Raw genomic sequence first — 13746 nt, forward strand, 5'->3', positions numbered from 1 at the left:
CGCGCCATTCCCGCCACCCCTCTGGTCTCGCTACCGTGCGGACCATGAGCGAACCCATCGGGATCATCGGCGGCTCCGGCATGTACCGCCTGCTGGCGGACACGGAGGCCGTGCCGGTCGAGACGCCGTACGGACCGCCGTCGGAGGCGCCGGCCCGGGGCATCCTCGGCGGGCGCGAGGTCGTGTTCGTCCCCCGGCACGGGGCCGACCACAGGTTCCCGCCCCACCGCGTCCCGTCCCGCGCCAACCTCTGGGCGCTCCGTGCGCTCGGCGTGCGGCAGGTGGTGACCACGTGCGCCGTCGGCGGGCTCGTGCCCGAGGTGCCGGCCGGGACCCTCGTGCTCCCCGACCAGGTGATCGACCGGACCTGGGGGCGCGAGCACACCTACTACGACGCGCTCGGCCCGGTGGTCCACGTCCCGTTCGCCGAACCGTTCTGCCCGCGCGGACGGGCTGTGGCGCTCGCCGCGGCGCAGGCCGGGGAGCTGCCCGTCGCCGACCGCGGCACCATGGTGGTCGTCCAGGGGCCGCGGTTCTCGTCGCGCGCAGAGTCGGTCCGCAACGCCCGCGACGGCGGCACCATCGTCAACATGACCGCCATGCCCGAGACGGCCCTCGCACGCGAGCTCGCCCTCTGCTGCACCACGCTCGCGCTGGTCACCGACGCGGACGCCGGCGTCGAGGGCGGCGAGCACGTCACCCAGGAGGCCGTCTTCGCCGCCTACGCGCGGAACATGGCGGCGGTCGCCGGCATCGTCGAGGCCACGGTGGCGGCGCTGCCCGACGACGATTGCGCCTGCCGCCACGCCCTCGACGGCCTCGCCCTCCCCGTCGAGCTGCCTTAGGTGTCACCGACGTCACCCGCGTGTGCCAAGGTGGAGCCGATGAGCGTCCCACCTGCCCCCTCCCACCAGCACACGCAACGACCGCACCGAGCCGCCCTCGTGGAGGACCGGTTCCTCGCGGCGGCCGCCGTGCCGCTGCGTCGTGCGGGCTGGACCCCGAGGGTCGACCCGTACACGGGGTACGGCACCACCCGGCGGGTACGGATCCTCGCCCGGATGCTGCTCGCGCCCCGCAACTACCGCCCGACCGCCGCCGACCGCCGCGGGTTCCGCGCCTATCTGGGCTTCCCGGCGCCGGGCGAGCGGGTGCGGGTCACCGTCGGCTCGCTGACCACCGAGGTCGCGGCCGACCGCTCAGGCTACGTCGACGCCGAGCTGGACGTCGCGCTCCAGCCGGGCGTCCACCAGGTCCTGTTCGAGCCGGCGGGCCCGCCCCCGGGTGGCGGCCCCGAGCCGGGCCGGACGGCCGCCACCCCGACGATCGGCACGCTTCATGTGGTGGCCGACGACGTCACGTTCGGCGTCGTGAGCGACGTCGACGACACCGTGATGATCACCGCCGTCCCGCGTCCGCTGCTGGCGCTCTGGAACACGTTCCTGAAGTCCACGAAGTCGCGCCGGGCCGTGCCGGGCATGCCCGAGCTCTACCAGCGCATCGCGGAGAAGCACCCCGAGTCGCCGTTCGTCTACGTCTCGACGGGCGCCTGGAACACGTCGTCGGTGCTGCAGCGCTTCCTCCGCCGGAACGGCTATCCGGCGGGCCCGATGCTGCTCACCGACTGGGGGCCGACGAACACCGGCTGGTTCCGCAGCGGGCCCGAGCACAAGGACACCTCGCTCGACCACCTGTTCACGATGTTCCCCCAGGTCAGGTGGCTGCTCATCGGTGACGACGGCCAGCACGACCCCGACATCTACCGGCGTGCCGACGCCCGGCACCCCGGGCGCGTGGCGGCGGTCGCGATCCGCCAGCTCACGTTTGCGCAGCAGGTGCTGTCCCACGGCGGGCCGGTGCCGCTGTCCGACCCGAGGGCACCGGGCGAGGACGGGTACCGCGAGGTGCTGCGCCTGGGGGCGCCCACCGTCGTGGGGCCGGACGGGGAGGCGCTCGCCGCCGAGCTCGAGCGGGTGCTGGACTGACAGCCCCGCCCTAGTCTGGACGTATGGTCCGATCCAGCTCCGAGGCCGTGGGCGACGACGCCGTCGTCGCGGCCACCGGGCAGCCCCGCCAGTACTGGTTCGAGCTCCTCGACGCGCACGACGCCATGTCGTGGACCCACAAGCAGATCGCTGCCTGGCTCGTGTCGGAGCAGGGCGTGGACGGGTGGTGGGCGCAGTCGCTCACCGTGGCGTACGAGCAGGCCCACGGGCGGCGCGAGCCGGGGCAGCGGGAGGACGGCACCTTCGAGGTGAGCCCGTCGAAGACGCTCGAATGCAGCCTGGTGCGGGCGTACGAGCTCGTGGCCGACGACGCGGAGCGAACCCGCTGGCTCGACCCTGCCCTCGTCGAGGTGCGGGCCGGTGAGCGCTCGGAGGTGCTGGCGGCGACGCCGTCGTCGTCCGTGCGGCTGGCCTGGCCGTCCGGGGCCCTGGGGGCGCCGGAGGGGCGGGACGGCCGGGTGGCCGTGACGCTCTACCAGCCCACGGACTCGACCGGCGCCCCCACGGGGAAGGTGCGCGTGAGCATCGCACACGGCGGGCTCACCAGCAGGGAGGATGCCGAGACGCTGAGGTCGTTCTGGAAGGGACGGCTGGACGCGCTGGCCGCGGCCTGCCAGGAGGGCTGAGGAATAGCCCGCCGCGGCGCGGCGTTCTGGCGGCTATGACGCCGATCACTGGGCCGGCAACCCTGGTCGACTCACTGGACCGGGCCCTCGCCTCCATCGACTGGTCGCTTCTCGAGTCGCGACGGGACGCACTGGCCCAGGACGAGCGCCTCGACCGGGACCCCGGCTCCACCGGCCTGGTCTACGTGGCGCGCGGCAGCGCCCGGATCAGCGTCGGTGCGGAACGGCAGGAGCTGGTCGCGGACGACCTCGTCTTCTTCCCGCGGGCCCAGCGCCACACCTTCTGGGCCCGTACCGACCTGGAGCTGAACAGCGTCGTCTTCGCCCCCGGCGCGCGCAGCCGGGCGCTGGACGTCCTCCCCGCCTCGCTGCTGGTGCGGCGGTTCACCGAGCACGAGCCCAACATGACCGGCCTGGTCCACAGCATCGGATGCTCGCTGTCGGGGAGCACCCCGGGCCGACGCCCCGGCGACACGGTGGTCTGTGGCCGGATCGCCAGCGCGATCGTCACGGCCGCCGTCCGCTCGTGGAGCGAGCTCGGGTGCGCCCCCGACCGGTGGCTGCACCAGGTGGACGACCCGTACGTGGCCCAGGCTCTCGAGGCGCTGCACCGCGACCTCGCCTCGGCCTGGACGGTCGAGGACCTGGCCCGCGTCGCCGCCATGTCGCGCTCGGCGTTCGCGGAGCGCTTTCGCGTGGTGGTGGGCCAGTCGCCCGCGAGCTACCTGACCTCGGTCCGCATGGATGCCGGGATGGAGCTTCTGGCCCGGGAGGGCCTGACCGTGGCCGAGGCCGCGCGCCGCCTGGGCTACGAGTCCGAGGCAGGGTTCAGCCGTGCGTTCCGCCGCCACACCGGCTCGCCGCCGGCGCTGTGGCGGCGTGGTGCCTCGGCGCCGGACCTGCCGCCGACGCCGAAGCACCGCGCGACCTCACCGCGCGCTGTCGAGCGGCGCTTCCTCCCGCTCCGGGGCGGAGCCGAACAGGAAGCCGCCCACCAGCGCTGACACTGCCGCGGCGATCAGCGCCACCTGGATGCCGGCGCTGTCCACGAGGAGTCCGCCCACGCCGGCACCCACGGTGATCGCCAGCTGGAAGCCCGCCACGAGCAGGCCGCCGCCGGCCTCCATCCGTGTGGGGGCGAGCCGGCCCATCCACGTGGTCACCACCATCAGCCATGCGCCGAAGGCGAAGCCCCACGCGCCCACCGCCGCGTACACGACCCAGGCCACGCCGGGGAGCACCGCGAGCAGCACGACGCCGGTACCGATCAGGAGGGGCACGGCGTAGCGCATGGCGCGCAGGTGCTTGTCGATGACGAGCCCGATCACGGCGTTGCCCACCACGCCGCCGACCCCGAACACCACCAGCATGACGGCGATGCCCGCGGCGTCGAGGCCCGGCACCTCGCCGAACGCCAGCCGGATGTACGCGAACGCGGCGAAGTGCCCGATGATCGTGAGCACGTGACCTGCCAGGCCGAGCGCCATGCCGGGCACGCGGAACGTCTCGACGAGCGTGGTGACTCCCGTGGTCGCGGCGGGCGCCACCGGGGGCAGCACCACCCGCAGTGCCCCGGCGACGATCGCGGTGAGCACCGCCACGCCCGCGAACACGAACCGCCAGTCGAGGATCGAGCCCAGGTAGGCGCCGAGGGGCACGCCCGCGACGGTGGCGACGGTGGTGCCCGTGTTCACCAGCATGAGCGCCCGGCCCAGGTGCTGCGGAGCGGCGAGGCGGGCGGCCACGGCGAGCGACATGGCCCAGAAGCCGCCGAGCGCCGCGCCGAGGAGGAGACGCGCCAGGAGGAGGAGCCAGAGGTTCGCGGAGATCGCGACGAGCAGGCTGGACACCGCGGCCGCGACCGTGAGGACGGAGAGCAGGGTGCGTCGGTCCAGCCGGGGAAACAGGAGCCCGATCGTCGGCGCGGTGAAGAACCCGGCGATCGCCGTCGCGGTGACGGCCTGGCCTGCCTGGCCCTCGGTGACGCCGAGCGTGCCGGCCATGAGCGTGAGGAGCCCGGGCGGGAGGAACTCGGCGAGGACCAGCACAAAGCTCGTGGACATCATGACCGCGATCCCGGCCCAGGCGGTGCGGGCGGCACGGTCGGAGGTGGCCGAGGTCGGGGTCGCCGCCTGGCCGGAGGTCGGGGTCGAGGCAGCGCCGGGGGCGCCCGCCTCGGGGAGAACGTCTGTCGTCATGCCGCTGAGTCTCGCTGCTGGTCGCCGGGCGGACGTGACGGAACGTCCGGCGTCCGTGACCGGTCGTCCAGGATCGTCAGCTCGCCCGCTCCTGGCCGCTCATCTCGTGGATCGACGACATGATCTCCTCGGTGAGCTCCCGCCGCGCCTGTGCGGGCCTGGTCCCGGCCGTGATCTGCCGCGACGGGTCGATGGGGGCGCCGAACTGCACCTCGATCCGCGCGAGCCGGGGCATCTTGCCGATCGGCTTCACCTTGTCGGTGCCCCGGAGTGCGACGGGCACCACCGGCACTCCGGCCGTCAGGGCCAGCCACGCCACCCCGGTGTGGCCCTTGTGGAGCTTGCCGTCGCGGGACCGCGTGCCCTCCGGGTAGATGCCGAACGCCCCGCCGCGCCGCAGCACCACGAGGGCGTCCTCGAGGGAGCGCTGGCCGGCGCGTGGGTCGTCGCGCTGCACCGGGATGTCGCCCATCGTGGTGAAGAACCACCGGGAGATGAGGCCCTTGAGGCCCTTGCCGTTGAAGTACTCCGCCTTGGCGAGGAACGCGACGTGCCGCGGCGCGACGATCGGGATGATCAGCGAGTCGATGAACGACAGATGGTTGCTGGCGAGGATGACCGGCCCCCGACGGGGGATGTTCTGCAGCCCGGTGATCCGCGGTCGCAAGAGCGCCAAGGTCACCAGCGACAGCAGCAGCTTGAGGATGCGGTACGTCACGAGGTCATTGTGCCCTGGAGGGACGACCGGGCGGGAGTGTGGAACATCTCTCGCCGAAGCGCCAAGATCCGGGCAACTCAGACCATCCGGCGGGTGGGGGCGGCGGGTCGTGGGCCGCCGTGGCACCCGCCCGGCCCGTAGGGTGGCAGACATGGACACCGAAGAACGCCTCGCAGTCTTCATCGACTACGAGAACCTGGCACTGGGCGCACGGGAGCACCTGGGCGGCATGCAGTTCGACTTCGGGCCCGTCGCCGACGCTCTCGCCGCGCGGGGCCGGGTCGTCGCCCGCCGCGCGTACGCGGACTGGTCGTACTTCGACGAGGACCGTCGCATGCTGACGCGCCACCAGGTCGAGCTGATCGAGATGACGCAGCGCATGGGCGCTTCCCGGAAGAACGCCGCCGACATCAAGATGGTGGTCGACGCCATCGAGATGGCCTTCGAGCGCGACTACATCTCCACCTTCGTCATGTGCACCGGGGACAGCGACTTCTCCCCGCTCGTGCACAAGCTCCGCGAGCTGAACAAGCGGGTCATCGGGGTGGGCGTCGAGAAGTCGACCTCCCGCCTCCTTCCCGCGTCGTGCGACGAGTTCCTCTTCTACGACCGCCTCGAGGGCGTCGACGTCCCCGACGAGGCGGACCGCCCGGCGCCCGTCCGCGGCCGTCGCGGTCGTGGCACGACGGCGGAGCGCGCCCCCGAGCAGACCGCACCTCCCGTAGAGCTTCCCCCGGCCGAGCCGGCCCCCGCGCCGGGTGTGCCGGACGCGGAGGCGACCGCACCGTCGTCGGGCACCAAGACCCCGCGCCGTCGCAAGCCGAAGGCCGAGCCGGAGCCCGTCACCGAGGTGACGGAGTCCGTCGAGGAGCCCGCGTTCGAGGACGAAGCCCGCGGCGAGGAGAGCACCATGGAGGTGCGCGTCGCGCAGACGCTCGCCGACCTGGAGGCGTCCACCAGCGGACCGGTCACCGCGTCCGCGCTCAAGCGGACGCTGCTCCGCAAGGACCCGACGTTCAGCGAGTCCGACTACGGATTCCGCACGTTCGGCGAGTTCCTGCGGTTCCTGGCCGACCGGGACTTCGTGGTGCTGGCCGCCGGACCGTCGACCGGAGACCCCGAGGTCTCGCTGCCCGAGCAGGGCAGCACCGACACCGCGTTCGCCCTGCTGCAGTCCGTGGTGCAGGAGGCCGGCGGCTCGGCCGCCCTCTCGGGACTGAAGAACGCCGTGCGCAAGAAGCGCCCGGACTTCTCCGAGAAGGCGCTCGGCTACCGGGGCTTCCTCCAGTTCTGCAAGGCGGCGAACGCGGCGGGTGCCGTGGCCCTCAACTGGGACGACGCGGCGGACGACTACCTGGTCTCCGTGGCCTGACCGCTTTCCCGGCCGGCGACCGCCGGGCGTGACCGGCACCATAGGATGCTCCGCATGGTCGCGCCCGGGGGTCCCCACGACGACGACAGCACCCGGACCCGCGTCGTCGCGGCCGCCGCCCGGCTGACGTGCGCGGACGGCTGGTCCAAGGTCACGATGGGGCGCCTCGCCGCGGAGGCCGGGGTCAGCCGGCAGACCGTGTACAACGTGGTGGGCAGCCGGTCGGAGCTCGCTGAGGCCATGGTCCTGACCGAGGTGGCCCACTTCGTCCTGCGGGTCGTGGAGGCGTTCGACACCCACCCCCGCGACCTCGACGCGGCGGTCCGCACGGCGGTGCTGGCGGTGCTGGAGCTCGCCCGCGAGAACGCGCTGCTGCGGGCGATCGTGTCGGCGACGCACGGAGCCGACACCGAGCTGCTGCCGCTGCTCACCACGCACGCGGAGCCGCTGCTCAGCACGGTGAAGACGATCGTCGCCCAGCGCGTGCTCGCCTACCCGACGGGCCTGGGCACGGCGCACGCCGCCGTGGCGGTCGACGTCGTGGTCCGCACGGTGCTCAGCCACGTCATGCAGCCCACGGGAACCCCCGCCGAGACGGCCGACGCCGTCGCCTGGCTCGTCGGCCGGATCCTGGCCCGGGAGCCGGTCAGCTCCCGCTGATCCGCGGGCGCCCGGGTTTTCAGCGCACCGGGGCCTCCGGGGTCTCCGGGGCCTCCGGGGTCTCCCCGGCCTCCGGGGCCTTCGGCCGGTCTCCCGGCCGGGCGCCCAGCGCCACCGCGAGCAGCGGGACGCCGAGCCCCGCGACGAGGGCCGCGGTGGTGGCCCAGGCGGACCCCACGAGGAAGTACCCGTACCCGAGGACCGCGACGACCTCGCCGCCCACGCCCGTGACCGACGTGACGGTGGCGCGTGCCGGGCCCCGCACCGCCTGCTGGAGCCGGGCCTCGTACACCACCACCGCGCAGGCCAACCCGCTGTAGCCGGTCGCGACCAGCACGAACGCCGGCCAGACGCCGAGCACCCCGCCCACTGCGGCGCCGACGGTCAGGAGCACGGCTGCCCCGGCGAGGATCGCCGCCAGGCCGCGTGCGGGGAGGCGTTCGGCCCGGCCGGCGAGCGCGGACCCGACGGCCTCGCCGGCGGTAGCGAGCGCGACGAGCAGCGGGACCGTCGAGGCGGCCGCGCCGAGGTCCCGCGCCACGAGAGGGAAGTACTCGTCGTAGATCTGCAGGCCCCACAGCACGGACGTGACTAGCACGATCCGGCGGACCGCCGGTACCCGGGTGGCCTCGAGGAGTCCCGCGCGGAGCATGCGGCGGTAGGTGGGCGCGGGCGCGGGCGTGGGCGCGGGCGCGGGCGCGGGCGTGGACGTCGGCTCGTGCTCGGCGTCGGGGACGGGCTCCGGCTCGTCGTCGGGTGGCTCCGTCCCCGCCCGGTCCACGCGGGGGAGCGCCAGGCCGATGCCGACGTGCAGCAGGCCGGCGCCGACGGTGACCCAGCCGGCCAGGGCATACCCGCCCAGGTCGACCAGGGGCGCGGCAACCAGCATGGCGACGACGACGACGATCGTGCTCGCCGCCCGGCACCGGCCGAGCACCGTGGTGAATCGACTGAGCCGCCTGTGGTCAGGCGTGCGGGCACGGGCGACGCCGTCCCAGAGGTAGGCCTCGAACGTCCCGGACATCGTCGCGCTCGCGAGCCCCCACAGCACGAAGCCGAGGAGGAAACCCGCGTACGAGGGCCACACCGTCCACAGGGTGAAGCCGGCGGTGTGGATGACGGCGGAGAGCACGAGGAGCAGCCGACGGTCCACTGTGTCGGCCCAGGCGCCCGACGGGATCTCCAGCAGGAACGTCGTCACCGACCAGGCGACGAACAGCGACGAGATTTGCGCGACCGACAGGCCGTGGTCCGCGAACAGCAGGGCGTACAGCGCGTACAGCGGGACGAGGTCACGGCTGGCGTAGTAGCAGATCGCGCGCCGCTCGAAGCGGCCCGCGCCGGGTCGCCAGGTCCTTCGCGAAGGTGTGGAGCGTCAAGTGTGGCCGGGTGGGAACGTCATGGTTCGACGGTAGACCGGCGGCAGCCGAATGTCATCGGCGAACCGACGGGCACGTCGCCAGGTGATCGTCGACCACGCCGCACGCCTGCATCGCGGCGTACATCGTGGTGGGCCCCACGAACCGGAAGCCGGCCTTCTTCAGCGCCTTGCTCAGCGCGAGCGACTCGGGGCTCGTCGCGGGGACGTCTGCCCAGGCAGCGGGCCGATTCTCTGACCGTGCGGCGGGGGCGAACGACCAGAACAGCTCGTCGAGGGTGCGGCCCTCGTCGTGGAGGGCGACGAGCGCGCGGGCGTTGCCGATCGTGGCCTCGATCTTCATGCGGTTCCTGATGATCCGCGCGTCGCCGAGCAGGCGTTCCACGTCCGCCTCGCCGAACGCCGCCACGGCCTCCGGGTCGAACGCCGCGAAGACCTCGCGGAACGCGGGCCGCTTGCGCAGCACGGTGATCCAGGAGAGCCCGGACTGGAAGCCCTCCAGGGCGATGCGCTCGAACAGCTCGGCATCGCCATGGACGGGGAGACCCCACTCGGTGTCGTGGTAGGCCTCGTACAGCGGGTCGCCGTCGCCGAAGCACCGGAGCCCGGCCGTCGTGCTGGTGATGGTCTCGGTCATGCGCCCACTCTGCCCCGTGTCTCCCACACTGCGCTGCCCCGTCCCCAGACCCTGTGTACAGCTCGCGAAAAACCCGCCTCGAGGTCGGCCTCGGGACGGCGATCCGTCGTCAGCCGCGTCGCCGCCGGGCGATGTACGCCTCGACGCCGTCGAGGATGACCATGATCCCGAAGTCGATCTCGTCGGACGTCGTGACACCCGCCCCGGGCGCCTCCGGCTCCCAGGCGGACATCGCCTCGAAGAGGCTGGGATAGGTGTCCGGCCCGATGTACCGCTGGAGCACGATCTCGAAGTCGGTGTACGGGTCGGCCGCCGCCAGAGCTGCGGGATCCAGGTCCGACTCCGGGGTGCCGGGGGCCGCGCCGGTCTCCCGCCGGACGCGGTCGGCGGCGGCACGCCGGCTCTCGACCTGCACGCGCGCCTCACCGAGCACGTGCTGCGCGAGCAGGCCCGCGATGCCCAGCTTGTCGTCGGTCGGGATGTCGAGCGGCCGCATGACCTCGAACGCCCGGTCGAGCCAGCGCACCCGGCCCGGGCCGAACGGCGTGGACGACAGCGGCAGCTCGAGCAGCCACGGGCGCTCGAGGACGCCGTCGATCTGCGCCCGGGTCCAGATCTCGAGGCCCCGGCGCCAGCCGACGGCCGGGTCGATCGGCGGCGGGTCGCCCGCAGCGGCGTCCGACAGGAGGACGAGCAGCTCCTCCTTGTCCCTCACGTGGCGGTACAGGGCCATGGGCGAGAAGCCGAGGCGCTTGCCGACGCGGGCCATCGAGACGGCGGCGAGCCCGTCCTCGTCGGCCAGCTCGATCGCCGCCTCGACGATCCGTTCCGCGCTGAGGGCCGGCTTGGGCCCGCGGCGCCCGGGCGTCGTTCCTTCCCACAGCCGCTGCAGGGAGGTAGGCAGCGCGCCGGGATTCTCGGTGCTCATCGGGTCCCATCCTGCCCTGTCCGGCTCCGGACCGTGCCGTGCCCTTGTCAGAGTCACCAAACTGCGTATACCGTCAGCAGTGCGTACTTGATAAACAGTATTTCACATACACCGATCGGAGCGACGCATGAGCGCCATCGTGACCGCAGAAGGGTTGCGCAAGTCCTTCGGCAGACGGGCCCGGTCCGTCCCGGTCCTGGACGGGCTCGACCTGACCCTCGACGAGGGGCAGGTCCTCGCCCTCCTGGGCCCCAACGGAGCCGGCAAGACCACCGCCGTCCGGATCTTGACCACGCTCCTCACCCCGGACGCCGGCCGCGCCACCGTGGCGGGCTTCGACGTGGCGCGGGAGCCGCGCCGGGTCCGGGAGGTCATCAGCCTCACGGGCCAGCAGGCCGCCGTCGACGACCGCCTGACCGGCGCCGAGAACCTGGCGATGATGGGCGCGCTCGCGCACCTGCCCCGCCGGATGGTGCGGGCCCGCGTCGCCGAGCTCCTCACGGCCTTCGAGCTGGAGGAGGCGGCCGGACGCCAGGCCGGCACCTACTCGGGCGGCATGCGTCGTCGCCTCGACCTCGCCGCCGGGCTCCTCGTCCGCCCCCGGGTGATGTTCCTCGACGAGCCCACCACCGGCCTCGACCCCCGGTCCCGGCTCGCGCTCTGGGAGGTCATCCGGGGAGTGGTCGCCGACGGCACCAGCCTCTTCCTCACCACCCAGTACCTCGAGGAGGCCGACCGGCTCGCCGACCGCGTCGCCCTCGTCGACGGCGGCCGCGTCGTCGCCGACGGCACCCCCGCCGCCCTCAAGGCCCGCATCGGCGAGGCGGGCATCGAGCTCACCCTCGCCACGGTGCCCGACGCCGGGCTGGTCGCCACCGCGCTCGGCGTCGCCCCGGACGGGACGCACCTCAGGGTGCCGACCGACGGGTCCGTGGCCCACGTCAGCGCGGTGCTCCGGGCCGTCGAGGGCACGGGCGTCACCGTCGAGAGCTGGGTCGTCCGCGCCCCCACGCTCGACGACGTGTTCCTCACGCTCACCGGCCACGCCGCTGCCCGCCCCACCCGACCCGAGGAGGTGGCGGCATGAGTGCTGTCACGCTGACCAAGGACGCGACCACCATGGTGGGCCGGTCGCTCCGGCTCATCACCCGCGACGTCGACTCGATGATCACCGCCGTGGTGCTGCCCGTCATGATCCTGGTGCTGTTCACGTACGTGTTCGGCGGGGCCATGTCCGTCGGCACCGCGTACATCACCTACGTCACGCCGGGCGTCATCCTGCTGTGCGCGGGGTTCGGGGCCGGGAACACGGCACTCTCCGTGGAGCACGACATGTCGAGCGGGATGGTCGAGCGGTTCCGGTCCATGCCCGTCGCTGCGTGGACCGTGCTCACCGGACACGTCGTCGCGAGCCTCGCGAAGACCCTCGTGACCACCGCGATCGTCTTCGGCCTGGCGCTGCTCATGGGTTTCCGGCCCACGGCCTCGCTGCTCGACTGGCTCGCCGCCGTGGGCGTGATCCTCCTGTTCGTGCACTGGGTCACGTGGCTCGCCACGCTCGTGGGCGTGCTGGTCCGGTCGCCCGACGCCGCCGGCGGGTTCTCCTTCTTCGTGATGTTCCTGCCCTATGTGTCCAGTGCCTTCGTGCCCGTGGAGACCATGCCGTCCTGGATGCGGGGCTTCGCCGAGCACCAGCCCGTCACCCCGGTCATCGAGACGGTCCGCGGGCTGCTCGTCGGCGGCACCCCGGGCGCGCCCACCGGTGACGCGCTCGCGGACGCCGCGCTCGCCGCGGTGGTGTGGTGCGTGGCGCTCTCTGTCGTCTTCGCCACCGCTGCGGGCCTGGCCTTCAGGGTGCGGCGGTAATCCGTCGCCGCTGTCGGTACCTGCGGGCAGACTGGCCGACATGACCCTCGACCCGGACCACAAGACGATCCTGAAGGCGTACCTCCAGCGGCCCCGCGAGTCGCTGCTCTGGAAGCTGGACGGGCTCTCGGAGCGGGAGGCCCGGCTGCCGCGCACGCCCACCGGCACCAACCTCCTCGGGATCGTGAAGCACGCGGCCACAATGGAGATCGGCTACCTCGGGGAGACCTTCGGTCGGTCCTGGCCTACCCCGGAGGAGATCCCCTGGTACGGGTCCGAGGACCCGCAGGCCGACTGGTACGCCACCCCGGAGGAGTCCATGGAGCAGATCGTGGACCTCTACCGGCGGGTCTGGGCGTTCTCGGACACCACCATCGACGAGCTTCCCCTCGACGCGCCGGGCCACGTCGCGTGGTGGGGCGAGGACGTGACGCTGTTCCGCATCATCGTTCACCTCACCTCGGACCTCACGCAGCATGCCGGGCACGCCGACATCCTGCGGGAGCTGGCCGACGGGAGCGCGGGGCTCAAGCCGGGCACCTCGAACCTGCCGGAGTGGGACGACGCGGAGCAGAGGGCGTACGTCGAGAAGCTGACGGCCATCGCGGACGGCTTCGCGGCGGGGTGAGTGCGGGTGACCGGTGCGATGGTGGATGGCGGAGGTGATGACCGTGTCCGACCCCCTGTCCGTCTCGCCGGTCCCCCGCATCCGCCAGGTCGTCCTCGACACCACGGACGCCCGCGGGCTCGCGGAGTTCTACCGTCAGCTGTTCGGCCTCGATTACCGGGCGGGCGACGAGCCCCCGTTGCCGGGCCGTCCCGACCCCCACGGCGAGGACTGGCTCGTCCTCGCGGGTTCCGTACCCCTCGCGTTCCAGCAGGTCGAGGAACTGCCGCCCAGCACCTGGCCCGAGGCGACGGTGCCCCAGCAGCTTCACCTCGACTGCACTGTCCCCGACCGTGAGGCCCTCGACGCCGCCCATGAGAAGGCGCTCGACCTCGGCGCTCGACTTCTCCACGACCGCTCCGACGACGAGGAGGAGCCGCTGCGCGTGTACGCCGACCCGTCAGGCCACCCGTTCTGCCTGTTCGTCGGCTGACGTCGCTGTGGCGGGAGCTCCGGTCGGAGCCCCCGCCACAGCCACACGTACCTCAGGTGGTCAGTCGATCGGCGGTGGGCAGCGGAGGGTGGTGCTGCTCGTGCCGGCGTGCGGGCAGACCGGCGTGAAGTCGTACGAGACCGTGCCGAACTCCTGGGCCACGACCCAGCGGCCGATGTTGCCGCCCATCTGGAGTCCGCCGTCGGCGTCGAACTGGAAGTGGACGCCGAGGTAGACGCGTGAGCGGGCGTTCTCGG

Annotated in this window: 16 protein-coding genes; 10 read left to right on the forward strand and 6 right to left on the reverse strand. The window is 73.0% G+C overall.

Going from position 1 to position 13746, the window contains the following annotated elements; genetic code table 11:
* Nucleotides 1-44 precede the first annotated feature (44 nt).
* From D1350_RS09560 to D1350_RS09575, 4 genes are read left to right on the forward strand one after another with little or no spacing between them, the layout of a single operon-like run.
* Nucleotides 45-845, forward strand: a complete 801-nt coding sequence (locus D1350_RS09560) for an S-methyl-5'-thioadenosine phosphorylase (RefSeq protein ID WP_125775740.1) — start codon at nucleotides 45-47, stop codon at nucleotides 843-845.
* Between the two features lie 39 nt (nucleotides 846-884).
* Entirely contained in the window at nucleotides 885-1985 is a 1101-nt protein-coding gene (locus tag D1350_RS09565; RefSeq protein ID WP_125775741.1) for an App1 family protein, read from the forward strand.
* Between the two features lie 23 nt (nucleotides 1986-2008).
* Nucleotides 2009-2632: a hypothetical protein gene (locus tag D1350_RS09570; RefSeq protein WP_125775742.1), complete on the forward strand. Its 624-nt coding sequence runs from the start codon at nucleotides 2009-2011 to the stop codon at nucleotides 2630-2632.
* Between the two features lie 35 nt (nucleotides 2633-2667).
* The gene (locus D1350_RS09575) at nucleotides 2668-3636 is read left to right on the forward strand and encodes an AraC family transcriptional regulator (protein WP_125775743.1); all 969 of its coding nucleotides are present in this window, start codon (nucleotides 2668-2670) and stop codon (nucleotides 3634-3636) included.
* Here D1350_RS09575 and D1350_RS09580 read toward each other — a convergent pair.
* Nucleotides 3562-4830, reverse strand: coding sequence for an MFS transporter (locus D1350_RS09580; protein WP_125775744.1), 1269 nt, complete (start codon nucleotides 4828-4830; stop codon nucleotides 3562-3564). The two genes, D1350_RS09575 and D1350_RS09580, sit on opposite strands and share 75 nt — an antisense overlap.
* Nucleotides 4831-4906: 76 nt before the next feature.
* Nucleotides 4907-5548, reverse strand: a complete 642-nt coding sequence (locus D1350_RS09585; protein ID WP_125775745.1) for a lysophospholipid acyltransferase family protein — start codon at nucleotides 5546-5548, stop codon at nucleotides 4907-4909.
* A gap of 151 nt (nucleotides 5549-5699) precedes the next feature.
* Between D1350_RS09585 and D1350_RS09590 the strand changes: the two genes are divergently transcribed.
* Both D1350_RS09590 and D1350_RS09595 read left to right on the forward strand, forming a co-directional pair.
* A complete protein-coding gene (locus D1350_RS09590; protein ID WP_125775746.1) occupies nucleotides 5700-6920 on the forward strand; it encodes an NYN domain-containing protein in 1221 nt (406 codons plus the stop codon).
* A 54-nt stretch (nucleotides 6921-6974) separates the two neighbouring features.
* Entirely contained in the window at nucleotides 6975-7580 is a 606-nt protein-coding gene (locus D1350_RS09595; protein ID WP_125775747.1) for a TetR/AcrR family transcriptional regulator, read from the forward strand.
* Nucleotides 7581-7599: 19 nt separating this feature from the next.
* Here D1350_RS09595 and D1350_RS09600 read toward each other — a convergent pair whose 3' ends face one another.
* The 3 genes from D1350_RS09600 to D1350_RS09610 form a co-directional block, all read right to left on the reverse strand.
* Entirely contained in the window at nucleotides 7600-8895 is a 1296-nt protein-coding gene (locus D1350_RS09600) for an MFS transporter (protein ID WP_125775748.1), read from the reverse strand.
* A 118-nt stretch (nucleotides 8896-9013) separates the two neighbouring features.
* Nucleotides 9014-9595 carry a DNA-3-methyladenine glycosylase I gene (locus D1350_RS09605; protein ID WP_125775749.1) on the reverse strand — a complete coding sequence of 194 codons (582 nt, stop codon included), beginning with the start codon at nucleotides 9593-9595 and terminating at the stop codon, nucleotides 9014-9016.
* A 109-nt stretch (nucleotides 9596-9704) separates the two neighbouring features.
* A complete protein-coding gene (locus tag D1350_RS09610; RefSeq protein ID WP_125775750.1) occupies nucleotides 9705-10523 on the reverse strand; it encodes a TetR/AcrR family transcriptional regulator in 819 nt (272 codons plus the stop codon).
* 127 nt (nucleotides 10524-10650) lie between these two features.
* On the opposite strand from D1350_RS09610, the gene D1350_RS09615 reads away from it, so the two are divergent.
* Genes D1350_RS09615 through D1350_RS09630 form a run of 4 tightly spaced genes read left to right on the forward strand, consistent with a single transcriptional unit; the run spans nucleotide 10651 to nucleotide 13489 of the window.
* Nucleotides 10651-11610, forward strand: coding sequence for an ATP-binding cassette domain-containing protein (locus D1350_RS09615; protein WP_125775751.1), 960 nt, complete (start codon nucleotides 10651-10653; stop codon nucleotides 11608-11610).
* Nucleotides 11607-12389 (forward strand): ABC transporter permease, encoded by a 783-nt coding sequence (locus D1350_RS09620; RefSeq protein ID WP_206074477.1) that lies wholly within the window; start codon nucleotides 11607-11609, stop codon nucleotides 12387-12389. Before D1350_RS09615 ends, D1350_RS09620 begins: the two co-directional genes overlap by 4 nt.
* 40 nt (nucleotides 12390-12429) lie before the next feature.
* Nucleotides 12430-13017 (forward strand): DinB family protein, encoded by a 588-nt coding sequence (locus D1350_RS09625; RefSeq protein WP_125775752.1) that lies wholly within the window; start codon nucleotides 12430-12432, stop codon nucleotides 13015-13017.
* Between the two features lie 37 nt (nucleotides 13018-13054).
* Entirely contained in the window at nucleotides 13055-13489 is a 435-nt protein-coding gene (locus D1350_RS09630; protein ID WP_125775753.1) for a VOC family protein, read from the forward strand.
* 60 nt (nucleotides 13490-13549) lie between these two features.
* Here D1350_RS09630 and D1350_RS23665 read toward each other — a convergent pair.
* Nucleotides 13550-13746, reverse strand: a 197-nt coding sequence (locus D1350_RS23665; protein WP_206074478.1) for a hypothetical protein, incomplete at its 5' end; no start/stop codon positions are given.

The sequence above is a fragment of the Antribacter gilvus genome (assembly GCF_003946865.1).
GTDB lineage: Bacteria > Actinomycetota > Actinomycetes > Actinomycetales > Cellulomonadaceae > Antribacter > Antribacter gilvus.